The 26132-nt window shown below is 68.4% G+C and carries 25 protein-coding genes; 10 read left to right on the top strand and 15 right to left on the bottom strand.

The genetic code is table 11. The features are described 5' to 3' along the window. Positions 1-19: 19 nt before the first annotated feature. Positions 20-733 (bottom strand): winged helix-turn-helix transcriptional regulator, encoded by a 714-nt coding sequence (locus ACFVVM_RS25990; protein WP_387623206.1) that lies wholly within the window; start codon positions 731-733, stop codon positions 20-22. Between the two features lie 142 nt (positions 734-875). Here ACFVVM_RS25990 and ACFVVM_RS25995 point away from each other — a divergent pair, with 142 nt between their 5' ends. Then, positions 876-1790 (top strand): NAD(P)H-binding protein, encoded by a 915-nt coding sequence (locus ACFVVM_RS25995; protein WP_387623209.1) that lies wholly within the window; start codon positions 876-878, stop codon positions 1788-1790. Between the two features lie 76 nt (positions 1791-1866). Here the strand turns inward: ACFVVM_RS25995 and ACFVVM_RS26000 are convergent, their stop codons facing one another. The 3 genes from ACFVVM_RS26000 to ACFVVM_RS26010 form a co-directional block, all read right to left on the bottom strand. Then, positions 1867-3069 (bottom strand): esterase/lipase family protein, encoded by a 1203-nt coding sequence (locus tag ACFVVM_RS26000; protein WP_387623212.1) that lies wholly within the window; start codon positions 3067-3069, stop codon positions 1867-1869. A 262-nt stretch (positions 3070-3331) separates the two neighbouring features. Next, complete coding sequence (locus ACFVVM_RS26005; RefSeq protein WP_387623215.1) at positions 3332-5494, bottom strand: DUF6461 domain-containing protein; 2163 nt, start codon at positions 5492-5494, stop codon at positions 3332-3334. 81 nt (positions 5495-5575) lie between these two features. After that, positions 5576-6883, bottom strand: a complete 1308-nt coding sequence (locus ACFVVM_RS26010; RefSeq protein ID WP_387623218.1) for an APC family permease — start codon at positions 6881-6883, stop codon at positions 5576-5578. Positions 6884-7289: 406 nt separating this feature from the next. On the opposite strand from ACFVVM_RS26010, the gene ACFVVM_RS26015 reads away from it, so the two are divergent. After that, positions 7290-7670, top strand: a complete 381-nt coding sequence (locus tag ACFVVM_RS26015; RefSeq protein ID WP_387623220.1) for a hypothetical protein — start codon at positions 7290-7292, stop codon at positions 7668-7670. Between the two features lie 41 nt (positions 7671-7711). Here the strand turns inward: ACFVVM_RS26015 and ACFVVM_RS26020 are convergent, their stop codons facing one another. Continuing rightward, on the bottom strand, positions 7712-9169 hold the full coding sequence (locus ACFVVM_RS26020) for a serine hydrolase domain-containing protein (protein WP_387623223.1): 1458 nt from the start codon (positions 9167-9169) through the stop codon (positions 7712-7714). Positions 9170-9365: 196 nt separating this feature from the next. Between ACFVVM_RS26020 and ACFVVM_RS26025 the strand changes: the two genes are divergently transcribed. The 8 genes from ACFVVM_RS26025 to ACFVVM_RS26060 all read left to right on the top strand — a co-directional run bounded on the left by ACFVVM_RS26025 (position 9366) and on the right by ACFVVM_RS26060 (position 16230). Continuing rightward, positions 9366-10049 carry a cutinase family protein gene (locus ACFVVM_RS26025; protein ID WP_387623226.1) on the top strand — a complete coding sequence of 228 codons (684 nt, stop codon included), beginning with the start codon at positions 9366-9368 and terminating at the stop codon, positions 10047-10049. A 163-nt stretch (positions 10050-10212) separates the two neighbouring features. Further along, positions 10213-10560, top strand: coding sequence for a DUF418 domain-containing protein (locus ACFVVM_RS26030; protein WP_387623229.1), 348 nt, complete (start codon positions 10213-10215; stop codon positions 10558-10560). A 27-nt stretch (positions 10561-10587) separates the two neighbouring features. Further along, a complete protein-coding gene (locus tag ACFVVM_RS26035; RefSeq protein WP_387623232.1) occupies positions 10588-11769 on the top strand; it encodes a lipid-transfer protein in 1182 nt (393 codons plus the stop codon). Between the two features lie 2 nt (positions 11770-11771). Then, entirely contained in the window at positions 11772-12239 is a 468-nt protein-coding gene (locus ACFVVM_RS26040; RefSeq protein WP_387623234.1) for a MaoC family dehydratase N-terminal domain-containing protein, read from the top strand. Further along, positions 12236-12649: a MaoC/PaaZ C-terminal domain-containing protein gene (locus tag ACFVVM_RS26045; RefSeq protein WP_387623237.1), complete on the top strand. Its 414-nt coding sequence runs from the start codon at positions 12236-12238 to the stop codon at positions 12647-12649. The genes ACFVVM_RS26040 and ACFVVM_RS26045 overlap by 4 nt, the downstream gene beginning before the upstream one ends. A gap of 15 nt (positions 12650-12664) precedes the next feature. Next, entirely contained in the window at positions 12665-13495 is an 831-nt protein-coding gene (locus tag ACFVVM_RS26050; RefSeq protein ID WP_387623239.1) for an SDR family NAD(P)-dependent oxidoreductase, read from the top strand. Then, positions 13495-15042 (top strand): long-chain-fatty-acid--CoA ligase, encoded by a 1548-nt coding sequence (locus ACFVVM_RS26055; protein WP_387623242.1) that lies wholly within the window; start codon positions 13495-13497, stop codon positions 15040-15042. Before ACFVVM_RS26050 ends, ACFVVM_RS26055 begins: the two co-directional genes overlap by 1 nt. Before the next feature lie 3 nt (positions 15043-15045). Then, a complete protein-coding gene (locus ACFVVM_RS26060; RefSeq protein WP_387623245.1) occupies positions 15046-16230 on the top strand; it encodes a TetR/AcrR family transcriptional regulator in 1185 nt (394 codons plus the stop codon). A 10-nt stretch (positions 16231-16240) separates the two neighbouring features. Here ACFVVM_RS26060 and ACFVVM_RS26065 read toward each other — a convergent pair whose 3' ends face one another. The 10 genes from ACFVVM_RS26065 to ACFVVM_RS26110 form a co-directional block, all read right to left on the bottom strand. After that, complete coding sequence (locus tag ACFVVM_RS26065) at positions 16241-16867, bottom strand: DUF4203 domain-containing protein (RefSeq protein ID WP_387623247.1); 627 nt, start codon at positions 16865-16867, stop codon at positions 16241-16243. 90 nt (positions 16868-16957) lie between these two features. Then, positions 16958-17920 (bottom strand): DUF389 domain-containing protein, encoded by a 963-nt coding sequence (locus ACFVVM_RS26070; protein WP_387623250.1) that lies wholly within the window; start codon positions 17918-17920, stop codon positions 16958-16960. Between the two features lies 1 nt (position 17921). Then, on the bottom strand, positions 17922-19583 hold the full coding sequence (locus tag ACFVVM_RS26075; RefSeq protein ID WP_387623253.1) for a SulP family inorganic anion transporter: 1662 nt from the start codon (positions 19581-19583) through the stop codon (positions 17922-17924). A gap of 24 nt (positions 19584-19607) precedes the next feature. Continuing rightward, positions 19608-21503, bottom strand: coding sequence for an alkyl/aryl-sulfatase (locus tag ACFVVM_RS26080; protein ID WP_387623255.1), 1896 nt, complete (start codon positions 21501-21503; stop codon positions 19608-19610). Between the two features lie 116 nt (positions 21504-21619). After that, positions 21620-21907, bottom strand: a complete 288-nt coding sequence (locus tag ACFVVM_RS26085) for a hypothetical protein (RefSeq protein ID WP_387623258.1) — start codon at positions 21905-21907, stop codon at positions 21620-21622. Continuing rightward, positions 21900-22268 carry a hypothetical protein gene (locus ACFVVM_RS26090; protein WP_387623260.1) on the bottom strand — a complete coding sequence of 123 codons (369 nt, stop codon included), beginning with the start codon at positions 22266-22268 and terminating at the stop codon, positions 21900-21902. Before ACFVVM_RS26090 ends, ACFVVM_RS26085 begins: the two co-directional genes overlap by 8 nt. Before the next feature lie 277 nt (positions 22269-22545). Then, the gene (locus tag ACFVVM_RS26095; protein WP_387623262.1) at positions 22546-22947 is read right to left on the bottom strand and encodes a nuclear transport factor 2 family protein; all 402 of its coding nucleotides are present in this window, start codon (positions 22945-22947) and stop codon (positions 22546-22548) included. 93 nt (positions 22948-23040) lie between these two features. Beyond that, complete coding sequence (gene mmsB / locus ACFVVM_RS26100; RefSeq protein WP_387623265.1) at positions 23041-23925, bottom strand: 3-hydroxyisobutyrate dehydrogenase; 885 nt, start codon at positions 23923-23925, stop codon at positions 23041-23043. Continuing rightward, on the bottom strand, positions 23922-24992 hold the full coding sequence (locus ACFVVM_RS26105) for an enoyl-CoA hydratase/isomerase family protein (protein WP_387623268.1): 1071 nt from the start codon (positions 24990-24992) through the stop codon (positions 23922-23924). The genes mmsB and ACFVVM_RS26105 overlap by 4 nt, the downstream gene beginning before the upstream one ends. After that, positions 24989-26128 carry an acyl-CoA dehydrogenase family protein gene (locus tag ACFVVM_RS26110; protein WP_387623271.1) on the bottom strand — a complete coding sequence of 380 codons (1140 nt, stop codon included), beginning with the start codon at positions 26126-26128 and terminating at the stop codon, positions 24989-24991. The genes ACFVVM_RS26105 and ACFVVM_RS26110 overlap by 4 nt, the downstream gene beginning before the upstream one ends. Positions 26129-26132 lie beyond the last annotated feature (4 nt).

Below are 26132 nucleotides of genomic sequence, written 5' to 3' on the forward strand. Positions count from 1 at the left end.
CGGACGCCGCAACACGCTGTCAGATCGACGTATCGTCAGCGTTCTCGGTGCGGTCGGACTGTGCGCGCAAAGACCTCAGCTGGGTGTCCAGCAAGGTCAGGAGAGTCTGTAGCGGTTCGGGATCACCCTCGGCGACGATTCGTCCCTCGACGACCGCGTCGGCGAGGGTCAGGCGTCCGCCTGCGATCGCGGCGGTGGTGGCGGCGTCGGATCGTAGGATCGCGGCGGGGGGAACCTCGGTTGTGCCGGTAAGGATTTCGGCATGGCCGTCGGCGATGCGTAGGCGGGCGGTGGTGTCTTCTATGTGGAATTCGTACTCGGCGTTGATGTTTCGCAGCTGCTCGGGTTCGAACGAGTCGGCCAGGAAGACCAGTGCCCACTCGGCGCGGAAGCGCTCGGTCGGCGGTCGTTGCTCGCCCATGAAGTAGCGAGCTCCCCACAGCGCCAAGGGGATCACCGCATGCGCCAGCTCTCGTCCGCCGGCGGTGAGTTCGTAGGCCACCGCGTTCACGGGTGGGTCGAGGAGGCGGCGGCGCAGGAGTCCGTCGGATTCGAGCTGTCTGACCCGGGTGGCGAGCAGGCTCGTGCCGATGCCGTCCAGGGCACCTTCGAGGTCGGAGTAGCGCTTCGGGCCCGACATCAGCTCCCGCACGATCAGCAGCGTCCAGCGTTCTCCGACGACGTCGAGAGCGTGCGCGAGGCCGCAGTACTGCCCATAGGAACGTCGCACCATGCGGCCGAAACTACCACGCGAGGCATCGAATACTTGTCAAGACTTCATAATCATCTAGCTCACTTCAATTTCTTATGTTAGCTTGGATTCGAAGGTCTCACCGCGGCGACGACCAGCAGTTATGCGACAGATGGAGCTTTCGATGACGAGCAGACGGTCAGTGATGAAGGCGCTCGTCGTCGGCGCCAGCGGAGACAACGGTGGCCACCTGACGCGGCAGCTGGTGCAACAGGGCCACTGGGTCCGAGGACTGGTGCGCGACCCCGACCGCGCGATCACCGGCTTGCACGAGGTCGTGCGCGGCGATGTCGTCACCGGACACGGGCTCACCGAAGCTCTCACCGGAATCGATGTGGCCTTCTACTTCGTCCATGCCCTGGACGCCGCCGACAGAAATATCGACCGCCGCGACACCACCGCGGCGCGCCGGTTCGTGGAAGCCGCCACGGCCGCCGACCTGCCCCGTTGCATATTCCTCACCACCCTGGCGCCGCCCGATGGCGTTGATCCCCCTGCCTACCAACGCAATCGCCTCGCGGTCGAACAGATCCTGCTCGACGGGATCGCCGGGACCACCGTGGTGCGGGCCGGGATGGTGGCAGCGCCCGGTTCCCGAGGCATGCTGCCCTATTCGCGGCTGGTACAACGCTTTCCGGTCATTCCGCTGGGGCCGTGGCGGCACAACCGGGTCGCGGTCAGCGACCCCGACACGGTGGCCGCCGCGATGATCACCGCGGCAACCGACGAGAACCTGGCCGGCCGTATCCTCGATGCTCTGTCCTGCGGCGAACCCACCCACGCGGAGTTGATCCATGCCATCGCCCAGCAGCTGCGACGGCGCCGACTACTCGTCCCGATCCCGTTCCGGACGCCGCGACTGGACGCGGCGCTGGTGTCGATGGTCACCGGCCAGCGCCACAGCTTCAGCCGATACCTGCTGAGCGTCAACGAAAACGACTACACCACCGATCCGGAGCGATCCGCGCCGCTGAGTCATCTCGAATCCCGCGATCTCTCCTCGGTACTCGAGAACGCGCTGGCCGAGATGCGCCACTGACGAAGTCGGGTGCGCCGCGGCAAGCTGAACCGCGGCGCACCCGACCATCTCGTCACTGTGACACCAGGTGTCCGATCTACAGGGAACCACCACCGCCGATCAGCCAGGGGTTGAACTCGCACACCAGGTTCGGGCTGCCGACCGGGTCGAGGGCACGCAGCACGATCGACAGCGAGCGCGGGGAGTACATCATCGTCAGGTGGTCGGAGATGTCCTGTTCGCAACCCTCCTGCAAGGTGATGTTGTTGACCGTCGCCCCCGGGCCGGCCTTCAAGAAGGTCAGGTCATAGGGATTGGTGACCTCGTCGTAGCGGGTGCCGACCACGGTGTAGTCGACACCGGCGACGGTGTCACCGTTGGCATTCAAGGTGTTGACGAAGTCCGAACCGATGGTCTGCTGGATACCGGCATGGCCGACGAAGATCTCGATGAAACCCAGGATGTCGATGCCGGCATTGTTGACCATGCGGCCCAGCGCGCCGATTCCGTCGAGGCTGGTGCCATGATGAGTGGCACCGAAGGTGACCAGGTTCTTCACCTTGTCCGCACCACCGTCGAACTTGGTGTACCAGTTCGCCAGCGCACCGCCCTGGGAATGGGCGACGATATCGACCTCGTCGGTGCCGGTCGCGGCCAATACCTTGTCCACGAATGCCGCGACCTGCTTGGACGAATCCTGAATGTAGCCGGTGCCCATCACTCCGGGCAGGAACGAACCGAGACCGCCGCCCTCGACGATGTTCGATCGCCCGTAATTGAAGGTGAACGTGCAGTATCCGGCGTCCTTGATCGGCTGCCCCATGTAGGCGTAGCCGTTGTAGGCGTTCATCCAGGTGCCGTGCAGCAACACCACCGGACGGGGGTGCTCGGCGGTGGGCTTGCAGTTCCAGTCGTTGGCACCCGGCGGGGCCACGTCGCCGTTGGCCAGGCCGTAGGCGAACGCCGCCAGCCAGGAGGTCTGCGCCGGGCCGACGCCCGCGGTATCGGTCGAGGTGCCACCCGAGGAACCCGAGCTCGAACCCGAACCGCCGTAGCAGTCACCGGAGCCGTTCCCCGAACCCGCACCACTGCCGGAGGTACAGGCCGAACCGGTGCCCGCGCTACCGCTGGGACCGGCCACCTGACGACCCGAGGCGATCAGATCGGCCAGCGCTTGTTCGGTGGGGGCGGGTGGCGGACTGGCTGTCGCCCCCGACCCGGCGAGGGCGACAGCGAGTGCGCTGGCGCCCGTGATTATTGCCGCACATACAGAGCGTCGGCGGCCACGGGTTGTGGTCATGCGGTTTCTGCCTTTCCGGACAGGTCAAGGGAATTCGACTCGTAAGTCGCTCCGAAGGTAAGCCGCCGATTACCTCGGTTCATCGATACGAGTTCAGGTGTGGACAGCTCACCAAGGCATCGAACAAATCACCATGGCCGCACACAGGAAAATTTCCCCGAACCGTGCCCGGAACAGGTTGGGATATTTCACCAGAATTGTTGTGGCATAAAAATCACATAATTTCGGCGATATTTCTGTGGCCGATCAACGGCCCGCACCACTAGTCGGGCAGGCGGAAATCGGCGAGGGCACTTCGGGCTTCGTCGGCGAAGGCGGCGTAGGTCGGTCCCCAGACCCGGCCTGCGGCTTCGAGGGCACCGATCACCGCCGCCAGCGGGTCGGGATTGGTGGCATGGTGCATCGCCGACCACAACCCGTGGTTCGCGCGGTCGCCGAGCAACGATTCGCGTGCGCGCAGTTCGGCTTCCGGCGTCAGGGTTCGCGCTTCGAGGCTGGCGACCACATCGGGGTCATCGGACAGGCGCACGTGTTCGGCGACTCGGCGCACGGCCCACCACGCCATCGCGCGCTGCCGTTCGGCGGGCAGCTCGACCAGCAGATCGGTGTCGGCGTCCAAGGGGCCGTAGCCCTGCTGTACGCGGGATCCGTCGGGTCGGCGCAGCACCGGATAGAGCTCGCCGAGCAGCGGGATCACGGCGAAGCCGAGGCCGGCGGACTCCACCCGCGCGAGATCGTTCTCGGTGACGGCGATGCCGGTGAAACGTTCCACCGCGACAAGCCCTTTGGCGATCTGGTCCCGGTAGTCGTCGAAATCCAGATCGCGCAGGATCGGTTCGAGCACCGGGTCGGGAAACGGCTCCCCGAGTTCCCCGGCGGCGACGATCCGGCCATCGGCGGCGAACGACAACCGGGTCAGGCCGTTGATGTTCCAGTACATCGACGCGGCCCGGGTGCCCCGCGACAACGCGCGCAGCTCCGGCGCGTGGCTCCCCTGATAGCCGTTGTACTCGACCGCGAGCACGCCGTCCGCGACCGGCGCGACCGCGAGCCAGGGATCGCCGTGCTCCATCGCACGGCCCTCGAGCGTCGCCATCGCCTCGGGCGTGGCCGGGTCGCCACCGAAGGCGCGGACAACGGTGTCCGGATTCCGCGCGGCGACAACGGTGATCGTCGCGGCTTCGGCGAGCGCGGACTTCGCCACCCAGCGATAGGCGTCCTCGGGCTTGGCCTCGACACGCGGTTCGGCTTCGCCGCGCAGACGGTGACCGAGCAGATCGGTGCGTTTGTGCACCACGGTGTCGATGTCGGATGACTGCCACACCGTCAGCTTGTAGGACTCCTGGCCATCGGCATGGTCGCGGCCGGTGGCGTGTACCCGCACGCGGTAGGTGCCCGGCCACGGCGGCGTCTGCTCCGCGAGCGAACCGGCTGCGCCCTGGCCCGCGTGCTGCGGCGCACCGAGTACCGATGCCAAGCCGCGGGTCGCGGTCCAGGTGACGTCGACGACCTCGTCCCAGACGGACGTGTCGACCTGCGCCGGCGGGACTTCCAGCACCTCGACCTGCACATACACGATCGCGTCGGCGGTTCCGGTGCGCACCGCGATGCCCGGCCCGGCGACCGTCACCAGACCGTTGTCCCCGAATTCGGTGCCATCGGGAAACTCCGACTCGGTCAGCGCGAACCGATGGTCGCGGGCCCGCACGCTGCCCGCCGACCGGCGCGGATACAGATACTCGTTGCGGGCCTGCGCGATTCGCGCGGCTTCGTAGGCAGCGGGCATCGGGGCCGCGCGCAACAGTGGACACGCTGCGATCAGGCCTGCGCCGATCACCGTCGCCGGATCGTCGCCCTGGTCGAGTGTCCGCAGCACGATCGCCGCCACCGCGACACCCAGCGACAGGTAGGCCGCGCCGTGCGCTGCCGCCACGGTGGTCTCGTCGAGCACGGCGGTCGGATCGGACACGGCAGCCGAATCCAGTTGTGCGACAACGTCGGGATGCTCGCTCACCCGGGCGGACAGCTCGACGACCAAGGCCAGCGCACCGGGCCGGAAGGCCTCGAGTTCGCCGACCGCTGTCGTCGTCTCACCGCCGCCCGCGACGTACCCGAACATGACCGGCCTACCGTCGTCCCGCACGGGCAGCAGGGCGCCGACCTCGGGCATCCGCGGCACGGCGAGTTCGGCGACCAGCAATTCGAGCGCGCCGAGGATCCGTTCCGGCAGCAACTGCCCGAGCAGCGAAAGCTCGGCGCGAAGCCCCCGCTCGGCGACCGCATGAGCACCGAGTTCATCGCTCGTCAGCCGCAGGCGGCCCAGCGTCGCCGCGGGCGGCACCGGTATCCGTGCGCGCACCGACCGCATCGTCTCGACCACGGCCGACCCGAGCCCACCGACAACCGCATCCGGAATTTCCGTCATTGCCACTCGCTCCTTCATCGACCATCGCACGCACCCGCCGCGACTCCGGATGCCGGAGTCTCGCGAGACTACTGCGTCCCCTCAATCGGGTCGCCCAGCTGACGGCCGTGCGGCATCGCGGGTGCGGGAGTGGCGGCGGGCGAGGTATATCACCGCGCCGAGGACGACGACAGCTGAACCGGTCAGCACGGACGTCCACGGGAGCATGCAGGCGAGGGCCAGGCAGCCGAGCAGTCCGAGGGCCGGGATCACCCGGGCCGGCCTGCCCTCGGCCGGGGTGAGGGTCCAGGCGGCCGCGTTGGCGACGGCGTAATAGAGCAGGACGCCGAACGAGGAGAATCCGATCGCGGCACGCAGATCGGTGGTCGCGGCGGCGACGGCGACGATGACGCCGACCGTGATCTCGGCGCGGTGCGGTACCGCGAATCGGGGGTGAACCGCGGCGAGAGCATGGGGCAGATGACGGTCGCGCGCCATCGCCAAGGTCGTGCGGGAGACACCGAGGATCAAGGCGAGCAGCGAGCCGAGGGCGGCGACGACGGCACCGACCCGCACCACCGGTTCCAGCCAGCCGACCCCCGCCACCCGCACCACCTCCGTCAGCGGCGCGTTCGCCTCGGCCAACCCCCGCGCACCGAGCACCAGCAGGGCCGCGATCACGACCGCCGCGTACACCAGCACCGTGATGCCGAGTGCGAGCGGAATCGCCCGGCGGATGGTGCGCGCGGGGTCGCGCACTTCCTCACCCAGGGTGGCGATGCGCGCGTAGCCGGCGAAGGCGAAGAACAACAGCCCGGCCGCCTGCAACACTCCTGTCACTGTGACATCGGAACCGAATTCCAGCCGAGCGACATCGGCGGTTTCGGAGGTGACCGCCGCGACGACCACTCCGGTGAGCACCGCCAGCACGGCCGCGACGATGACCCGGGTCAACCACGCCGACTTCTGGATCCCTCGATAGTTCACCGCGGTCAGTGCGACGACCGCGGCCACCGCGACCGCGCGGGAGTACGCGGGCCACGCGTAGGCGCCGACGGTCAACGCCATCGCCGCACACGACGCGGTCTTGCCGATCACGAAGCACCACCCCGCCAGATACCCCCAGAACTCGCCGAGGCGTTCTCTGCCATACACATACGTGCCGCCCGACGCGGGGTATCGAGCGGCCAACCGCGCCGACGATGTGGCGTTGCAGTAGGCGACGACGGCCGCCACCGCGAGCCCGATCAGCAGTCCCGACCCCGCAGCCCGGGCCGCCGGCGCCAGGGCGGCGAAGATCCCGGCGCCGATCATCGCGCCGAGGCCGATCACGACCGCGTCGGTGAGGCCAAGGGTCCGACGCAGTTCATCGGGCACCCCGGACAGCCGATTCGAGTGATTCACGTTCATCTTTCGTTCATCGATCGGCGGTGGACAAAATAGATCCGCAACCGTTGAGATCGGCTTGATTTCTATTCAGCGCATATCGTTATTCGCCATGGGCATCACCCGCGCACAGCATATGCGAGCAGGGTGGCGCATGTGATGTGGACAACAAACCTCTTCGATAAGAGGAATTCGGAATGTATGCGGTTCGACAGAATTCCGCGCACGGGGGCCGCATCGGGGGCCATAATGTGCCACAGGTCACGTTTGGCTGACATAACAGCAGGTCGTAGGGTTGGCTGTTCCCATCTCCACACGAGGTGGTTTCCCAGTTGTTAATCATCGCGACCGCATCGAACCGGCCCGATCTGCTATGTATATCGCGCCGCCCATTCAGGTGCGGTGCAGAAAAACTTCAGGGAGATCACACATGCGCAAGATGCGTATCCTCGGCGTCACCGCTATCGCGGCAGGAATCATCCTGAGCGGCACCGGTTTCGCCGCCGCCGACGACACCACTCCGCCTGCGCCGGAATCGGGCTCGGCCGTCCTGGTCAAGGGCATCGAAGCCCTGCTGACCGGCTCCAGCGCCGCGCCGACCACCCCGGCCACCGTCGCCGAAGACGAGCCCGCCGCCTCCGGCTCGGCCGTGCTCCTCAAGGGCATCGAAGCGCTGCTCACCGGCTCCAGCGCGGCGCCGACCACCCCGGCGACCGTCGCCGAAGACGAGCCCGCCGCCTCCGGCTCGGCCGTCCTGCTCAAGGGCATCGAAGCGCTGCTCACCGGCTCGAGCGCCGCGCCGGCCGAGTAGGTCGTCCGCGGACTCACGCATAGGGGATCGCCGTCCTTCGGTCAGCCCTGGTCGACCCCAGCGAGTTCCCGCTGAGCCGCTGGGGTCGCGGTCGTCCGGCCCAGGATGCGACCTTGGGCCGAAGCCGTTGCCCCGGAAGCGATCAGGACCACGGGCCAGGCGATCAGTAGCAACGTCACGTCGGGGGCGCTCAGCCAGGCGAGCGGCAGCGCCGATATCCGTCCGCCGACCAGCAGAAGTGCCGCTGCCAGCGCTGTGCCGCCGAGTGCCAGTCCGGTCAGGATCAGCGCCGGTGCCAGGGTGCGGCTCGGTGTTCGTCGGCTGCGGGAGCGGCGTCGGTAGGACAGCACCGTCCACGCGATCGTCACGATCAGCGCGACAGCCAACCCGATGACGAGCACGCTGGCCATCGTGTACGCATTGCTCGGTCGGGCCTGACCACCCGCGAGCGCGGGGAGAGCCGCGCTGATCGGTGTGCCGACCATCGACAACTCGCCGTTGCGTGCCATCAGCACGACCATCGCGCGGCCGAGTTCCGGGAAGAAGGCGATGTCGGCGCGGTAGCCGAAGTTGTCGCCCTCGTGGTGCAGCACTGGGTGGGACTCGGATTCGCCGGTGTACCAACCCATCGCATAGCCGGTCGACACCGGATCGGGATCGCCGGGCAGGCGGATTCCGGGCGTGTGCAGGGCCGCCATCGACTCCGGCGACAGGACTCCCCGACCGTCACCCAGGTGAAATCTCGCGTACGACAGCAGGTCTCGGGCCGTGGAGATGATGTAGCCATCGGCCAGCGCGCCGGGGAACACACTCTGTGTCCGTGGCAGGGCGAGGCCGAAGAACGAGACGGTGCCGGGGATCAGGCCGGCGGCGCGGGCGGTCTCGGCGTCGAGGATCGTGCTCGACAGGCCGAGCGGAGTGAGCACTTCGTCGCTGAGGTATTCGGGGTAGGTCTTTCCCGAGACCCGCTCGAGCAACAATCCGAGGATCGCGTAGTTGATATTGGAGTATTGGAACGTCTCCCCCGGCAGTGCCGTCGGCTCGAAGTCGCGGGCCAGCGCGACCCGCTGGGCGAGGGTTCGCTCGGGATTCAGCAGGTCTCTGCCACCGTCCACCGTGCTCAGGCCGCTGGTGTGATGCAGCAGCTGGGCGACGGTGATCGCGGCGGTGGTGAACTCGGGAAGATAGGTCGTCACCGGCCGGTCCAGGTCGACGAGTCCGGCGTCCACCGCGCGCAGCACCCCCACCGCGGTGAACGACTTGCTCAGCGAGCCGATCACGAACGGCGTGTCCTGGTCGGCGTCACCGACCGCACCGGTGACGACCGTGTCGCCGTCGAGCACCGCGTAGGCCGCGTGGGGACTGCCGATTCGGTGCAACTGCTCGCCCATGGCGGCCGCGGCCGCGCGTGCCGGATTCTCGGCTTCCGCGTTCGCGACAGCGGCCGTCCCACACCAGCACAGCAGGACAAGCGCGGCCACGACGAGAACTCGCGACACCCTCGGTCCATCGGCTCTCGCCATCATTTCTCCACCCGGATCCATCGTCGTGAACACGTCCGATGGGAAGTCTGCGGGTGGCCCACACACACTGTCATCACCCCAGGGAGGGATCCTCATCTACACCCGGAACGCGCGGAGCCGACACACAGCTCGGATCCACGGAAAAGCGGTCGGACCGAACTACTTTTTCCGCATGAGGATTTCACGAATCCGCCGATCCGCGGTGTCGGCCGCTGTTTCCGTCGCCCTGACCATGGGCGTCGCGACGGGCACGGTGCTCGGTGCCGGGACCGCGTCCGCGACGGGCTGCGCTGACGTCCAGGTGGTTTCGGCTCGCGGTACCGATGAACCCGGCGGTTGGCTGGGCGGGCACCACCTCGGAGCCCTGGTCGGAAACCCGGTGTACACGGCGCTCGACATCGCGCTGCCAGGACCGACGGACGCGTACCGGGTGAACTACCCCGCCAACCGAGACCAACCCGTGTCGGTGCAAGCGGGCAACCGCGACCTGGTGGAGCACGTCGTGAACCAGGCCGCTGCCTGCCCGAACCAGCGTTTCGTCCTGGTGGGGTACTCCCAGGGCGCCAATGTGGTGGCCAATGCGATCGGCATCAGCAGCGAGGGCGCCAAGGTGGGCGGCCCGATCGTGGCGACCCTGCCTGCCCATCTGCACCCTCGGATCGCCGCGGTGCTGTTGTTCGGCAACCCGATTCGCGGTATCGGCAAGACGATCACCGGCCCCTTGGCCGATCGCACCTACGATGTCTGCAACACCAACGATCCCGTGTGCGATCCCGGCGGCACCGACTGGAACGCCCACCTCAACTACGCCTGGTACGCCATCGCCGCGGCCCATTTCGTCGCCGGTCGACTCTGAATTCCCCGGTCGCGGCGGGCGATCCGGCCAGCTCGACGAACCGGCGATCTCCGCGGCGACGCCGTTGAGGATGAGCTCGAGGCCGAAGGTGAAGTCGCTGCCACCCGGTGGGGGTATGGGGTCCGCGCGGCGGCCCGGCGATCGGTAGTTCCGGCATCCAGGGGTGCTCGGCGCAGACCGCGCGCAGGGCGTGCGCCCACTGTCGCAGTCCATCGCGGTATTCCTCGGGCGCATCGATCCGCGGCGCGGGACCGAGGGCCAGGAACCCACGTGGCGATACAACGCCAACAGTCCACGCACCGCCTGGATCCGCTCGGTGCTCGCCCCGGCGGGCCGGATCGCGCTGACCAACTACCTCGGCCAGTCCGCGATCGGGCTGCTGATCTTCACCGGCATCGGGCTGGGCGCGGCGGGCAGCCTGTCGCCTTTGGAGACGATGACGCTGACTGGGCGGTTGATCTCGCCAATTCGGACTATTGCGGATTCACTTAGCCTATGCTCTGCTATGTGAATCGCAATTAGCTTCGAGGAGGCAGTAGTGAGTCGAGTACTCGTCGCGGGTGTGGGGATGATTCCCTTCACGACACCGAGCCGCGCCCAGACCTATGACCTGATGGGCGAGCAAGCGGTCCGCCGTGCGCTCGCCGACGCGGGGGTGGACTACGCCGGGGCGCAGCAGGCGTATGTCGGCTACGTGTACGGCGATTCGACGGCGGGGCAGGCGGCGCTGTATCGGGTGGGCACCACCGGGATCCCGGTGGTCAATGTCAACAACAACTGTTCGACCGGGTCGTCGGCGCTGTTCCTGGCTCGGCAGGCGATCGAGCACGGCGTCGCCGACGTGGTGCTCGCGCTCGGGTTCGAGCAGATGGAACGTGGTGCGCTCGGGACGAAATGGGCCGACCGGCCCTCGCCGTTCGCGAGTTTCGACGAGGTCGTGCACGCGGTGCAGGGCACCGACGACGCCCCGTTCGCGGCCCAGTACTTCGGCGGCGCCGGCCGGGAGTACGCCGAGAAGTACGGGATGGATCCCGCGGTCTTCGCCCAGATCTCGGTGAAAGCGCGCCGCCACGCGGCCAATAATCCGTACGCGGTGTTCCGCGACCCGATCACGGTCGAGCAGGTACTCGACTCGCCGCGGATCTACGGCCCGCTGACCCGCCTGCAGTGCTGCCCACCGACCTGCGGCGCGGCGGCCGCGGTACTGGTCAGCGAGGACTACGCGCGCAAGCACGGCCTGCGCACCGATGTCGCGATCGCCGCGCAGGCGATGACGACCGACTTCGCCTCCACCTTCGCCGACGCGTCGATGACGAAGATCGTCGGCTACGACATGGCCAAGGCCGCCGCCGACCAGGTGTACGAGGCAGCGGGCGTGTCCCCCACCGACATTCGCGTCGTCGAACTGCACGACTGCTTCACCACCAACGAACTGCTCACCTACGAAGCGCTCGGCCTGACCCCGGAGGGCACCGCCGAGAAGTTCATCGCCGACGGCGACAACACCTACGGCGGTCGCGTGGTCACCAACCCCTCCGGCGGGCTGCTGTCGAAGGGGCACCCGCTCGGCGCGACCGGCCTGGCCCAGTGCGCGGAACTGGTGTGGCAGCTGCGCGGGCAGGCCGAGGCCAGGCAGGTCGACGGGGTGGATCTCGCGCTGCAGCACAACATCGGGCTCGGCGGCGCCGCCGTGGTCACGTTGTACGAGAAGGTGAGCTGACGATGACCGCCACCCTCGATCCCGCCGTCATCGGACGGCAACTCCCGTCCACCGAACTGACCATCGACGCGGGCAGGCTGAAGTTCTTCGCCAAGGCGATCGGCGAGACGAACCCGATCTACTTCGACGAGACCGCCGCACAGGCCGCCGGGCACGCGACCCTGCCGGTGCCGCCGACCTTCCTGTTCGCCATCGAACTGGAGAATCCCGACCCGTTCGCCTGGGCCGCCGATCTCGGCATCGACCTGCGATTCGTGCTGCATGGTGAGCAGCGGTTCACCTACCACTCAGTGGCGCACGCGGGCGATGTCGTCACCGCGGCGCCGCGCGTCACCGACGTCTACAGCAAGAAGGGCGGCGCCCTCCAGTTCATCGTGAAGGAGACGACGGTGACCAGGGCCGACGGCAGCGCGGTCGCCGATCTGACCTCCGTCATCGTCGTACGCAACCCGGGTGGAGCGAGCGCATGAGCACTGCGACAACAGGTATCACCGTCGGCACCGAACTGCCGCCGCTCGAGATCGGCTCGATCAGCCGCACGACGCTCGCCCTGTTCGCCGGTGCCTCCGGCGATCACAACCCGATGCACATCGACATCGACGTGGCCCGCTCGGCCGGGCTCGACGACGTGTTCGCGCACGGCATGCTCTCGATGGCCTACCTGGGCCGCCTGCTCACCGGGTGGGTCGCGCCCGCGGCGATCCGCTCCTACGGCGTGCGTTTCGCCGCCATCACGCCCGTGCTGGCCCGGCCCACCGCGCGCGGCATCGTCACCGCGATCGAGGAGGTCGACGGCGAGCGCCGCGCGACCGTCGATCTCACCGTCACCCTCGCCGACGGCACCGTCACCCTCACCGGCACCGCCGTCGTCGCCCTCTGAAAGGACGCACACACCATGGGAAAGCTCGACAACAAGGTCGCCATCGTCTCCGGTTCCGGGCGTGGCATCGGGCGTGAGATCGCGCTCAAACTCGCCGCCGAGGGCGCGGCCGTCGTGGTGAACGACCTCGACGCCGAACCGGCCAAGGAGACCGTCGCCGCGATCGAGGCACTCGGGGCACGCGCGGTCGCGGTGCCGGGCAGTGTCACCGCCGACGGGTTCGCCGAGGAGTTCGTCCAGGCCGCCGTGGACTCGTTCGGCGGGCTCGACATCATCGTCAACAATGCCGGTTTCACCTGGGATTCGGTGATCCAGAAGATGACCGACGAGCAGTGGGACGCCATCCTCGACGTGCACCTCAAGGCGCCGTTCAAGATCCTGCGCGCCGCGCAGCCGGTGATCGCGGGGCTGGTGAAGCAGGCCAAGGCGGACGGCGCACCGGTGCCGTGTCGCAAGGTCGTCAACATCTCCTCCCTCGCCGGGACCGGCGGCAATGCCGGCCAGGCCAACTACTCGGCCGCCAAGGCGGGCGTGATCGGCCTGACCAAGACCCTCGCCAAGGAATGGGGTCGCTACAACGTCACCGTGAACACCGTGGCCTTCGGCCTGATCAAGACCCGGCTCACCGAGGCACCGGCCGATTCCGGCGGCACGATCGATGTCGAGGGCAAGCAGATCAAGGTCGGTGTGAATCCGAACCTGCTGGCCGCCATGGAGCAGATGATCCCGCTCGGTCGCGGTGGCACACCGGCCGAGGCCGCGGGTGCGGTTTACCTGCTGTGCACGCCGGAATCGGACTACGTCAGCGCCCAGACCCTGGTCTGCGGCGGCGGATTCGACTTCTGATGTACCTCACCCAGTCCCTGCATCGGTCGCGGCAACAGGAGCCCGACCGCATTGCCACGATCTATCGCGATCGGGTCCGCACCGTGGCCGAATCCGTCGACCGGATCGCGCGGTTGGGCGGCGCGCTGCGGGCGCTCGGGGTGGCAGCGGGTGACCGCGTCGGCATTCTCGCGCTGAATTCGGATCGGTATCACGAGTACCTGTTCGGGGTGCCGTGGATCGGCGCGGTCGTCAACCCGGTCAACATCCGGTGGTCGCCCACCGAGATCGCCTACTCGCTGCGCGATTCCGGTACCAGGGTGCTGCTCGTCGACGACGCCTTCGCCGCCGCCGTCCCGGCGCTGCGCGCCCAGTTCCCGGAGCTGGCCACGGTGATCTTCCTCAGCGAGGCCGAAACACCGCCGGACACACTCGATTACGAGGAACTCCTGGCCGCCGCCGAACCGGTCCCGGACACCAGAACCGGCGGTGACGCGCTGCTCGGCGTCTTCTACACGGGCGGAACGACCGGCCATCCGAAGGGCGTGATGCTCAGCCACCACAACCTGGTGACCTCGGGACTCGGCTCGTTGGCGACCGGGCACGTCGTCGGCCGGGCGGGCCGGATGCTGCACGCGGCGCCGATGTTCCATCTGGCCGACATCGCGCTGTGGACCATCGGGAACCTGGCGGGCTCGACGCACGTGATCATCCCGATGTTCACGCCCGCGGACACACTGCGCGCCATCGCCGACCACGCCGTCACCGACGCGCTGCTGGTGCCGACGATGATCCAGATGCTGGTCGACGATCCCACCGCCGCGGACTTCGACCTGAGCAGCCTCGCACGCCTCCTCTACGGAGCATCCCCGATCTCGGAGGCACTGCTCACCCGGGCCCGGAGCCTGTTCCCGGCCACCGATTTCACCCAGGCCTACGGGATGACCGAACTGTCGCCGGTGGCCACCCTGCTCTCCCCCGCCGACCACGACCGGCCCGAAGTCCTGCGCTCGGGCGGTCGGGCGGCGCCGCATGCCGAGGTCCGCGTCGTCGACGCCGACGACAACGAGGTGCCCCGCGGGACCGTCGGCGAGATCGTCGTGCGGGGCGACAACGTCATGCTCGGGTACTGGCAGCGCCCGGCCGAGACCGCGGCGGCGATCCGCGACGGCTGGATGCACACCGGCGACGGCGGGTACATGGACGCCGAGGGGTATGTGTTCATCGTCGACCGGATGAAGGACATGATCATCACCGGCGGGGAGAACGTGTACTCGGCCGAGGTGGAGAACGTCCTCGCCGCCCATCCGGCGGTCGCGGCCTGCGCGGTCATCGGCGTCCCCGATTCGCGCTGGGGTGAACGGGTGCACGCGGTGCTCGTGGCGCAGCCGGGCGCGGCGGTCACCGAGGAGGAGCTGCGCGCGCACTGCAAGACCCTGATCGCCGGATACAAGGTGCCACGCAGTGTCGAGTTCGTCGAGGCGCTGCCGCTCTCGGGGGCGGGCAAGATTCTCAAGCGCGAGCTTCGCAAACCATACTGGGAGGATGCAGTCGACCAAGTTTCCTGATCGATGACGACCACCGATGAGCGACCGGCGCCGGGCACCCGCCCGGCGAACCGCCGTCAGCTCATCCTGGCGGCGGCGACCGACCTGTTCTATCGGGTCGGGTACGCCAACGTCGGCATGAGCGACATCGCCGCGGCGGTCGCCATCGGTCCGTCCGCGCTGTACCGCCATTTCCGCGGCAAGCAGGAGCTGCTGGCGGCGGTGACCGCCGAGTCGATCGCCGCGGTGGGCGCCACGCTCGACCGGCTCGACCGGCCGGGCGTGGCCGAGTTGTCCCAGGCCATCGCCCGGACCGCGGTCGAGCAGCGCCGGGCGGGGGTGATCTGGTGGCGGGAGGCGCGGTATCTCAGCGACGAATCGCACCGCGAGATCCGCTCCGCGCTGCACGAGAGCCGGACGCGCCTGGCGGATCTGATCGGCGCGGCGCGGCCGGAGGTGACGCGGCCCCAGCAGGAGTTCCTCGCGGTGTGCGCGCTCGGCATCGCGACCAGCATCTCGTTCCACACCGCGACGCTGCCCGGCAACCGGATGGTCACCACCCTCACCCGGCTCATCGAACCCGCCCTCACGGTGCCGATACCGGCGCGGATCGACGCGCGACCGTCCGGTGGGCAGCCGCGCAGGCCCGTGGTGTCGCGGCGCGACAGCGTGCTCGAGGCGGCGACCGAGTTGTTCGCCCGGCAGGGCTTCTCGAATGTCAGCATGGACGACATCGGCCAGGCGATCGGCATCGCCGGCCCCAGCCTCTACAACCATTTCGCCAACAAGGCCGAGATCCTCGTCGCGGCGCTGTCGCGGGGCAACGAATGGCTCCGGTTGGACCTGACCCGTGCGCTGTCGGGCGTCGACGACGCGGGCGCCACCCTGTCGCGGGTGTTCACCGGCTACGTGGCCTTCGCGTTCGAACAGCCCAACCTGGTGCACCTGTTGCTCACCGAAGGCGGCGAACTCCCCGAGCCGGAGCGCCACCGCCTGCGTACGGCCCAGCACGAGTACCTCGCCGAATGGATCCATCTGGCCCGCATCGCCGATCCGGCGGTGACCGAGATCGAAGCCAAGATCACCGTCCAGGCGGCGATCCAGCTGGTCAACGAGATCGCGATCGCACGGCGCGGGCGGGCGCTACCCGGCGCCGAACAGCTGCTGACCGCCATCGGCCGACACCTGCTCCTCGACACCGCCGACTGAGCGCCGCGGCCTACTTGGTCGGCCAGCCGCCGTTGCGCTTGCGCTGATCGATCTTGTCGTCGTCATCGCCGGCGAGGTGTTCGATGCCGAGGCGTTCGGCGAACAGGTGACGCTGGGTGATCCAGCCGAGGACCGACAGGCCGATCCAGGCCAGGGTGGCGGTGACCTGCTGCCAGCCGGGTTCGGGGGAACGCAGGAAGGCCAGGGAGTCGCTCATGCGGGCGACGCCGCTGAGCACCAGGCTGGCGCCGCCGATGGAGGTGAGCCACAGCAGGGCGCGGGCGCGGAACTTCTGGGCGAGGAACGCACCGGCCACGCAGACCGCGAGGGCCACGATCATGCTCAGTGCCCAGTTCTTGTCGCCGGGCTGGAGCACGGTGGCCAGTTTCGTGCCGATCATCGCGCCGGTGAGCCCGCCGATGAAATAGGACGCGAACCGGAAGACCAGCGAGGTCACCACCCACGACGACACCGCGCCGATCAGCCCGATCAGCAGCAGCCACCAGAACGTGGCGTTGAACAGGTCCGCGATCAACCACCCGAGTCCGAACCCGATCGCCAGGATCCCCAGGTGTACCGACCGCACGCCGTAGAAACACAGCAGTGCCCCGACCAGGGCCACGATGATGCCGTTCATGTGCGCTCCTTTTCGACCCGGGTGAGCCCGTACCGCGACGCTAGGGCTCGAGCGGGCGGAGCGCGTCACACCTTCCGGGTGAGATCGATGTCAGCGGTCCCGCTGCAACCGCGCGCCGACGGTGTGGACGATGACGACGTCCGGATTCCACGGCACGAGATCGTCCACCGCCCGCTGGAGCTCCTCGACCGGTGGGAGCTGTTCGGGACCGAGGACCGAGATCGTCGCGGTATCGCCCTGCAGGGTCACGTCGACGACCTGCGCGCCCGGTGCGTCGCGCAGCCAGTCGCGGGTCGCGTCGGCGATCTGTCCGGCCCACAGCGTCGACAGCGAGTTGAGCACCATCGGCACCGCCACCAGGATCAGTGCCGCACCCAACACCAGATAGGCCTTGGTCCGGCGACCGGCCGGTGCCTCGGCGTATCCCGCCACGACCAGCACGATCGTGGCGGTGAGGATCATCGCCACGACATTGGAGGCGAACAGGACGAAGGCACCCAGCGCGAGGGCGGGCGCCTGCGAACCCAGGCACACCCCGACCACACCCAGCGGCGGCACCAGCGAGATCGCGATCGCCACACCGGGCAGCACGTCACCGACATCGCGACGGGTGATCGCGACGGCCGCGACCAGGCCGGTGGCCAACGCGGCGGTCAGGTCCATCAGCTTCGGCGAGGTACGGCCGAGCACCTGCGCGTTCGACAGCACATTGACCGGATTCGGCAGCAGCTGCGCGAACAGGAATCCCAGCGCGACCACCACCACGATCCCGCACCCCACCAGCAGCAGACTGCGTGCCACCAGTGGTCCGCGGCCCGTCACCACCCCGAGCGCGATGCCGAGGATCGGCACCGACAGCGGCGCGACGATCATCGCGCCGATGACCGTGGCGGTGGAGTCCCCGATCACGCCGGAGATCGCGATCACGGCCGACAGCACCAGCATGATCCAGAACGCCGACCGTTTGGCGGTGACCGAACCGACCGACAGATCCAGCTTGTCGGTGAGCTCGTCGACCGTTCGCCGCTGGTCGGCGGGCACCAGGTACGCCATCTCAACTCCCGTGCTGTTGTCGGTCGACGCGGATCTCGGCGTCGGCGTAGGCGGCCAGGGTGGACTCGCCGAGGGTGCGGGTGGCCGGGAAGAACTCGATCCGCACGCCCATCCCGGCGAGCAGCTCGTCGCTCCACACCGCCCGGACATGGGGGTCGACACCGCTGAGGTACAGACGTCCGCCCACCGCGTCGAGGCGCCGGGCGTAGTCGGTGATGACATGCAGGAAGGTGGCGCTGACGCTCGTTCGCCCGCGCAGCCGCAGGATGACGACCGGATCGCGGGCGCCGGTCGGATCGGGCAGCTGGGTCTGCAGGGTGCGCGCGCCCGCGTAGAAGAGGCTGCCGTACACGTCGAGGATCACGATCTCGTCGTCGGTGAGCCGCGCGGGCAGCTTCGCCTCGACCAGGTGGCCGTCGTGGACCCGCAGCCGCACCACCCGCAGGTCCATGGCCTCCTGGTTCAGTTGCAGCAGCAGCGAGATGCCTACCCCCACCCCGACCGCGGCCGTCACCGGCAGCAGCAGTGTCGCCACGAAGGTGACGCCGAGCGCGGTCCGGGAGATGGTGCCGCTGCTCCAGATCGCGAGCACCCGATCGAGGTTCATCGAGCCGACCGCGGCCACGATCAGGATGGCGGCCAGGGTCGGCATCGGCACCTTCCCGACCAGCGCGGTGAGCGCGACGAGGATCACCAGGATCCACAGCCCCGACCACATCCCCGACCACCGGGTCCGCCCGCCCGCGGCGGTGTTGATCGCGGTCTGCCCGACCGAGCCGCCGACCGGCATCCCGCGCCACAGCGCCGAGCAGATGTTGCCGATGCCCTGCGCGGTGAAATCGCGGTCGACCCGCCCGCGGGAACCATCGGGATTGGGCGCCGATTCGGCGACGCCGGCACCCTGGACCAGCACGATGACGGTCACCGCCAGCGCACCCGTGATCAACGACGGCGACAGCACGCTGAAATCCGGCAGGTGCGGCAGCGGGAACCCGGTGGGGATGTCACCGGCGTCGGCGACCGTCGCCACCCCGTCCCAGCCGAACGCCAGCACCACCGCGGTCGGCACCACCAGGCCCGCCAGCGAGGACACCGTCTTGAACCTGGTCCGCGCCACGGCGACCATGAGCACGATCGCGAGCACGCCGACCACCGCTGATCGCCAGTCGATCTGGCGGGGATGCAGCACGACGTGCAGCGCCTTCATCCCCGCCACCGAGCCCTCCGATGGCGCGCCGAGCAGGCTCGGCAGCTGTCCGAAGACGATGTTGGCGGCGATTCCGAGCAGGAATCCGGTCATCACCGAATGCGAAACGAACCGGGTGTAGCGGCCCAGCCGCAGCGCCGCAGCGACGACCATCGCGACCCCGGCGAACAGGGTCAGCAGCACGAGCGCGGCCGAGCGGTCGGCGGGCGAGATCTCGCTCAGTGCCGAGCCCGCCGCCAGCGCGGACGCGCTCGTCGTGGTGACCACCATCAATCGCGTGCTGGTGGAGAACCCGCCGAAGAACCGCCCGGCCATGCTCGCGTACAGCCCCTGGACCGGGCTGACCCCGGCGAGCAGCCCGGAGGCCATCCCGTCGGGGACACCCGCGATCGCGCCGGGCACACCGGCCACGACGTCGGCCTTCGTCATGCGTTCGCCCGCGAATGGGTTACGCATGCCGGACTCCTTCGCCGCGCGAACTCAGGGGGTCACGATGGCGAAGTCCGGGTCGGGGGCGTCCAGGTAGCCGACCAGCTCCGCGAGGGCGGCCGCGTCGCCGTCCACCGACACCGTGCCCGCGCCGATCATCTCGCTCAGCGACCGGCCGCCCAGCAGGGCCGCGCGCAGATCCTGTTCCGAGAGCACGAAGGTCGCGTCCGGTGCGGGGAGGTCACCGTCGACGTCGAAGTGCACGAGCACCCCGTTGCGGAGCTGGGTGCGATGCACGACGGCGGTATCGGTGATCCGCCAGTCGATGGTGATCAGCGCCGACCACGCGCGCGGGCCGTCGACCCGCAGGGCGAGCGCGTCGAAGACCTGCTCCACCGACAGCGCCGCGGAAATGTCGGCCGACGCGGTGGCCAGCGGGGTGCCGATGTTGCCGTGGCGCAATTCGTAGGCGCCCATGAGGAAGAAGTTGCGCCAGGTGCCGTTCTCGGCGCCGTAGCCGAGCTGTTCGAGCGTGTCGGCCTGCCGCGCCTTCGCTTCGGCATTGTCCGGCTCGGCGAAGATCACATAGTTCAGCAGCTGCGCGGCCCAGCGGAAATCACCGTCGGCGTAGGACTTTCGCGCCTTGGCCAGCACCTCGTCGGCGCCGCCCATCGCCTCGACGTGCCGGATGGCCGACGCGACGGGCGGATGCTGCCACAGCGTGGCCGGGTTGCCGTCGAACCAGCCCATGTATCGCTGATAGATCGCCTTGACGTTGTGGCTGACCGACCCGTAGTAGCCGTGGGTGCCCCAGGAGTTCTCGATCGCGGGCGGCAGCTGGATTTCCTCGGCGAACTCGATGCCGGTGGTGCCCTTGTTGAGCGCCCGCAGGGTCTGGTCGTGCAGGTACGCGTAGAGATCGCGCTGGATCGACAGGTACTCGGTGAGCCGTTCGGTCCCCCAGGTGGGCCAGTGGTGGGAGGCGAAGACGACATCGATGCGCGCGGCGTAGCGATTGATCGCCTCGGTGAGGTACTTCGCCCACACGTGCGGGTCGCGGACCAGCGCACCGCGCAGGGTCAGCAGGTTGTGCAGGGTGTGGGTGGCGTTCTCGGCCATGCACAGGGCCCGCTGCTTCGGGAAGAAGAAATTCATCTCCGCGGGGGCCTCGGTGCCCGGCGTCATCTGGAACTCGATCTCGACGCCGTCGACGGTCACGGTCTGGCCGGTGTGGTCGATGAGCACGGTCGGCGAGATCAAGGTGGGCGTGCCGGTCGAGTTCGTCGGGCCGAGTCCGGCGCCGACCGCGCCCAGCGGCCCTCGCGGCAGCGCGGCGCCGTACATGTAGGCGGACCGGCGGGCCATCGCGGTTCCGGCGTAGACGTTCTCCTCGACCGCGTGCTCGGTGAACCCCACCGGCGCGATGATCGGGCAGCGACCCGCGGTGACGTCTTCGTCGGTGGTCACGCCCTTGACGCCGCCGAAGTGGTCGATGTGGCAGTGCGAATAGATCACCCCCGTCACCGGCCGGTCACCACGGTTCTCCCGGTACAGCGCGAGCCCGGCGGCCGCGGTCTCGGCCGAGATCAGCGGGTCGATCACGATCACGCCCTGCTCGCCCTCGACCAGCGTCATGTTCGACAGGTCGAGACCGCGGATCTGATAGATGCCGTCGGTGACCTCGTAGAGCCCCTGCATGGCGCACAGCTTCGACTGGCGCCACAGGCTCGGGTTCACCGTGGGCGGGCAGTCACCGTCGAGAAAGGCGAAAGCGTCACTGTCCCAGGCCACTTCACCGTCGGCTTTGTGCACGACACCCGGTGTGAGCGCGGCGACGAACCCCCGCTCGGCATCGGCGAAGTCCTGGGTGTCGCTGAACGGCAAGGCCTGCGCCAGGCTGTCGTTGGCGGCCGCGATAGCAGCTGACGCCTCCTGCTGAACGGTCATCGGATCCCTTCCCACGCGGATTGGAACGATTCGCGACGGCAGGTCTCGACCCGACCGACTGCCCCCGCAGCATCACATCGGCGCGGAACCGCGGCATCACCCGAACCGGGTGAACTTCATCCGGCCACCGGAGCGCACCCGCACCCGGCGCCCGCGCACGGAGACCGGTCCGAATCGGTGGCACATCCGGTTCGCCGGACCCGTGTGCGCGACCAGATCAGCCCGACCACGCCGATCCCGATCAAGGCGAACCCGAGCGGTTCCAGCCACGACACCGTCACCAGCACCGTCCCGCTGCCGAGCACCCCGGCCGCGATCAGGATCGGCGCCAGGCAGCAGCCGAGGCACAGCAGTCCACCCGCGCCGATCGACGCCAGCCAGCGCCGGGGGTTCCGGTCAGCCACGGCTGTCTCCTCCCTGGCGCGAATCAGCGGCCATCGCGGTGTCGACCCGGGCCGCGAAAGCATCGAGCACCTCGACATAGGTGACGGGGACATCCACCCGCATGACCGTCGCGGTATCGGTGGTGTCGAAGTCGAAGGTGAAGAACGAGCAGCAGCCGGACTCCCGTGCCGCGAGGTCACGCGCGGCTGCTTCGGCATCCTCGGCCAGGCGCAGGTCGAGCCGGGTCGGGGAAGTGCGGTGCGCGGTTCGTACGGACTCGGCGAAGAACCGGTCGAATTCGGCCACGCGGATCGGTCGCGCCACGGTGGGCAGGGTGCACGCATCCGGCACCCAGTCCTCCGAAACAGGCAATGTCGTCATGAATCGACGGTAAGTCTGTACCTGCGTACCGAATGCAAGCGCGAAAAACTTCGGCCATGGGTATTGACAGATCGAGAATCCGGAGAAGACTGGATGGATACCGGAACACCGGAAAAGGGCCACGCTGACGACCGAGACGTCGATCGCCTCCAGTGACAATTTTCCAGGATCTGGCTAAGCCCCCGGCAAGCCAGTCGAATACCGGAGCACCCAGCGACGACTGAGGCTCATGGCATCGATGGAGACTACCGGGGACTGTTCTGTGTGGGGGTCTTTCTCAGCCGAGCTTCGCCGCGGTGATCTGGGTCAGCAGGCATTGCCATCGCCCGTCGATCTCGGTGAACGCATCGGTGGTCCATTCGTCGGCGTCGAAGCGGGTGCCCTGGTAGTGGGCGGTGTTGGTGGCCCGCGTGGTCAGCAGGACCACCTCGCCGTAGCGGCGGATTCTGGCGTCGCCGACCCGTTGCATGGCAGAGTGCGTGAGGTCGCCGGACCGGACGAAGGCCAGGAACTGTTCGGCCGTGGTGACGCCGTTCTCGGAGACCATGACCCATTCGTCGGCCATGAACGCACCGATCCGGTCCGCGTCATTGGCGACGATCGCCGCCATCCATTCGTCGAGCACCGCCACGAGCTGGTCGTCGACCGATCGATCGGAAGTGGGACGTGTTGTTGTCATGAATCCGACGTTAGGCCGTATTACGCCGTCCGGTCTTGGACGAATGGAACGGCGGCCGGACACACGGATGTGTCCGGCCGCCGAATAGTCGAATTACTCGGAACGGTCCCGGATGGCGGTGATGATCGCGGAGAAATCCCGTCCGGCGTCGGTCTGATTGAACTGCTGATAAATGGCCGCGGCGAGTTCGCCGAGTTGACCGTCGATACCGTTGGCGCGCAAGGCGTTCGCGGCCAGGGTCAGGTCCTTCGACATGAGCGCGGTCGCGAAACCGGGCTGGTAGTCGTTGTTGGCCGGGCTGGCGGGCACCGGGCCGGGGACCGGACAGTAGCTGGTCAGTGCCCAGCTCTGGCCCGAGGCGGTGGAGACCACATCGAAGAACGACTGGTGACTCAGCCCGAGGCGTTCACCGAGCACCAGCGCTTCCGACAGGCCGATCATGGAGATCCCGAGCAGCATGTTGTTGCAGATCTTGGCGGCCTGCCCGACGCCGGCGCCACCGCAGTGCACCACCTTGCCGCCCAGTACGTTCAGCACCTCGGCGGCGTCGGCGAAGTCGTCCTCGGCACCGCCGACCATGAAGGTGAGGGTGCCCGCCGTCGCCCCGGCGACACCACCGGAGACCGGTGCGTCCAACGGGCGATGACCAGCCGAGACAGCCAGTGCCGCAGCGGCTTTGGCATCGGCGACGTCGATGGTGGAGCTGTCGATGAACAGTGTCCCCGGTGCGGCGGCGGGCAGCAGTTCGGCGTACACGTCGAGCACGAGCTTGCCGTTGGGCAGCATGGTGATCACCACGTCCCGGTCGGCAGCCGCCTCGGCGGCGGTGGCCACCACGGTCGCGCCGTCGGCCCGCGCCTGCTCCTGCGCGGCGGGCACGGGGTCGAAGGCGAGCACGTCATAGCCCGCCGTGACCAGGTTGGCCGCCATGGGCGCGCCCATGTGGCCGAGACCGAGGAAACCGATCTTCTTCGTCATCGCCGTACCTCCGGTGTCGTCGAACCCAGTTCCTTGGCGCCCAGTTCGGCGAAATAGGCCGCGACCTGCTCGTCGGTGACCTCGGCGAGGGTGGCGGGCCGCCACTGGGGATTGCGGTCCTTGTCGATCACCTGGGCGCGGATGCCCTCGACCAGGTCGTGCGAGGCGAGGGTGGCGATCGAGACCCGGTACTCCTGGTCGAGTACCGCTTCCAGACTCGGCAGCTCACGCGCGGCCCGCAGCGCCCGCAATGTGACCTTCAGCGAGACAGGCGATTTCGCGAGCAGGTCACCGGCGGCGTCGGCGGCCTTCGGCGCGCTGTCGGCTTGGAGCCGGGCGGCGATCTCCTCGACGGTGTCGGCGCTGTAGCAGGCGTCGATCCAGGTCTGCTGGGCGAGCAGGTCCGAGGCGGGTGCCGCCTGGGCGAACTTCGCGATGGCCTCGTCGACGTCGGCGGAGCGCAGCGCGTCGAGCAGTTCCGGGACGGCGTCGCTGGGCACGTAGTAGTCGGCGAAGCCGGCGGCGATGGCGTCACCCGCGGTCATCCGTGCGGTGGTCAGCGCGACGTGGGTACCGAGTTCACCCGGCGCGCGCGAGAGCAGATAGGTGCCACCGACATCGGGCACGAAACCGATGCCGACCTCGGGCATCCCGATCTTGGACCGCTCGGTCACGATGCGGTGGCTGCCGTGCGCGGACAGGCCGACCCCGCCACCCATCACGATGCCGTCCATGATCACCACATACGGCTTCGGGTAACTCCCGATCAGCGCGTTGAGCAGGTACTCGTCCCGCCAGAACCGCCCGGTCGGCGAATCGGCGCCCGCCGTACCGGTTTTCGCGTCGGCGTGGATCGCCACGATGTCACCACCCGCGCACAGCCCGCGCTCACCGGCGCCGGTGAGCACGACGGCGCGCACCGCGTCGTCGTCGGCCCAGGCCCGCAGTGCGTCGGTGATGGCCAGTGTCATCGAGTGATTCAGCGCGTTGATCGCCTTGGGACGATTCAGGGTGATCGAGCCCAACCCGTCGCGCAGCTCGATCAACACCTCGGGTTCGTCGGTCATGCCGCTCCTGTCAGCGCGCGGGCGACAACCACCCGCATGATTTCGTTGGTGCCCTCGAGGATCTGGTGCACCCGTAGATCGCGCACGATCTTCTCCAGACCGTACTCGTGCAGATAGCCGTAGCCACCGTGCAATTGCAGTGCCTTGTTGGCCACCTCGAACCCCACATCGGTGGCGAATCGCTTGGCCATCGCGCACAGGGCCACCTTGTCCGGCGCGCCCTCGTCCAGCGCCGCGGCGGCCCGCCACAGCAGTGTCCTGGCCGCTTCCAGCTCGGTCGCCATGTCGGCCAGGTCGAACCGCAGCGCGTCGTTGCGGATCAGGGATCGGCCGAACGCCTGGCGTTCGGTGAGGTAGGCGACGGTCTTCTCCAAGGCGGCCTGCGCGCCGCCGATCGAGCACGCCGCGATATTGAGCCGACCCGCGTTGAGGCCGTTCATCGCGATCGAGAATCCGTCACCCTCGGCGCCGAGCCGGTTGGCCACCGGGACCCGCGCGTCCTCCAGGATCACCTGCCGGGTGGGCTGTGCGTTCCAGCCCATCTTCTTCTCGTTCGGCCCCACCGACAGACCGGGGGTGTCGGCAGGCACGATCAGCGCCGAAATGCCGCGTGGCCCTTCGCCACCCGTGCGCACCATCATCACGTACACGTCATTGGCGCCCGCGCCGGAGATGAACTGCTTGGCACCGGTGAGCACGTAATCGTCACCGTCGCGCACGGCCTTGGTGGTCAAGGCCGCCGCATCCGAACCCACGCCCGGCTCGGTCAGCGCGTAACTGCCGAGCAGTTCCATCGACGCCATGCCGGGCACCCACCGGCGGCGCTGCTGATCGGTGCCGTACTCGTCGATCATCCAGGTCGCCATGTTGTGGATCGAGATGTAGGCCGCGACCGAGGGGCAGCCCGTGGCGAGCTGTTCGAAGATCCGGACCGCGTCGAGCCTGCGCAGATCGGAGCCACCGACATCGTCACCGACGCAGATGCCGCCGAACCCGACCGGTCCCGCCTTGCGCAGGACGTCGACCGGAAAGTGTTTGCGCTCATCCCATTCCAGCGCGTTCGGCGCGAGGAACTCGTCGGCGAACTGGCGCGCGGTCTCACCGATCGCGCGCTCGTCGTCGTTGAGGGTGAACATCGGG

The organism is Nocardia sp. NPDC058176 (genome assembly GCF_042883805.1).
GTDB lineage: Bacteria > Actinomycetota > Actinomycetes > Mycobacteriales > Mycobacteriaceae > Nocardia.

Excerpts from the sequence above, each read along its gene's own strand:
- ACFVVM_RS25990 (WP_387623206.1), bottom strand. The coding sequence starts at position 733 with ATGGTGCGACGTTCCTATGGGCAGTACTGCGGCCTCGCGCACGCTCTC.
- ACFVVM_RS25995 (WP_387623209.1), top strand. The coding sequence starts at position 876 with ATGACGAGCAGACGGTCAGTGATGAAGGCGCTCGTCGTCGGCGCCAGC.
- ACFVVM_RS26000 (WP_387623212.1), bottom strand. The coding sequence starts at position 3,069 with ATGACCACAACCCGTGGCCGCCGACGCTCTGTATGTGCGGCAATAATC.
- ACFVVM_RS26005 (WP_387623215.1), bottom strand. The coding sequence starts at position 5,494 with ATGACGGAAATTCCGGATGCGGTTGTCGGTGGGCTCGGGTCGGCCGTG.
- ACFVVM_RS26010 (WP_387623218.1), bottom strand. The coding sequence starts at position 6,883 with ATGAACGTGAATCACTCGAATCGGCTGTCCGGGGTGCCCGATGAACTG.
- ACFVVM_RS26015 (WP_387623220.1), top strand. The coding sequence starts at position 7,290 with ATGCGCAAGATGCGTATCCTCGGCGTCACCGCTATCGCGGCAGGAATC.
- ACFVVM_RS26025 (WP_387623226.1), top strand. The coding sequence starts at position 9,366 with ATGAGGATTTCACGAATCCGCCGATCCGCGGTGTCGGCCGCTGTTTCC.
- ACFVVM_RS26040 (WP_387623234.1), top strand. The coding sequence starts at position 11,772 with ATGACCGCCACCCTCGATCCCGCCGTCATCGGACGGCAACTCCCGTCC.
- ACFVVM_RS26045 (WP_387623237.1), top strand. The coding sequence starts at position 12,236 with ATGAGCACTGCGACAACAGGTATCACCGTCGGCACCGAACTGCCGCCG.
- ACFVVM_RS26050 (WP_387623239.1), top strand. The coding sequence starts at position 12,665 with ATGGGAAAGCTCGACAACAAGGTCGCCATCGTCTCCGGTTCCGGGCGT.
- ACFVVM_RS26055 (WP_387623242.1), top strand. The coding sequence starts at position 13,495 with ATGTACCTCACCCAGTCCCTGCATCGGTCGCGGCAACAGGAGCCCGAC.
- ACFVVM_RS26060 (WP_387623245.1), top strand. The coding sequence starts at position 15,046 with ATGACGACCACCGATGAGCGACCGGCGCCGGGCACCCGCCCGGCGAAC.
- ACFVVM_RS26065 (WP_387623247.1), bottom strand. The coding sequence starts at position 16,867 with ATGAACGGCATCATCGTGGCCCTGGTCGGGGCACTGCTGTGTTTCTAC.
- ACFVVM_RS26070 (WP_387623250.1), bottom strand. The coding sequence starts at position 17,920 with ATGGCGTACCTGGTGCCCGCCGACCAGCGGCGAACGGTCGACGAGCTC.
- ACFVVM_RS26075 (WP_387623253.1), bottom strand. The coding sequence starts at position 19,583 with ATGCGTAACCCATTCGCGGGCGAACGCATGACGAAGGCCGACGTCGTG.
- ACFVVM_RS26080 (WP_387623255.1), bottom strand. The coding sequence starts at position 21,503 with ATGACCGTTCAGCAGGAGGCGTCAGCTGCTATCGCGGCCGCCAACGAC.
- ACFVVM_RS26090 (WP_387623260.1), bottom strand. The coding sequence starts at position 22,268 with ATGACGACATTGCCTGTTTCGGAGGACTGGGTGCCGGATGCGTGCACC.
- ACFVVM_RS26095 (WP_387623262.1), bottom strand. The coding sequence starts at position 22,947 with ATGACAACAACACGTCCCACTTCCGATCGATCGGTCGACGACCAGCTC.
- mmsB (WP_387623265.1), bottom strand. The coding sequence starts at position 23,925 with ATGACGAAGAAGATCGGTTTCCTCGGTCTCGGCCACATGGGCGCGCCC.
- ACFVVM_RS26105 (WP_387623268.1), bottom strand. The coding sequence starts at position 24,992 with ATGACCGACGAACCCGAGGTGTTGATCGAGCTGCGCGACGGGTTGGGC.
- ACFVVM_RS26110 (WP_387623271.1), bottom strand. The coding sequence starts at position 26,128 with ATGTTCACCCTCAACGACGACGAGCGCGCGATCGGTGAGACCGCGCGC.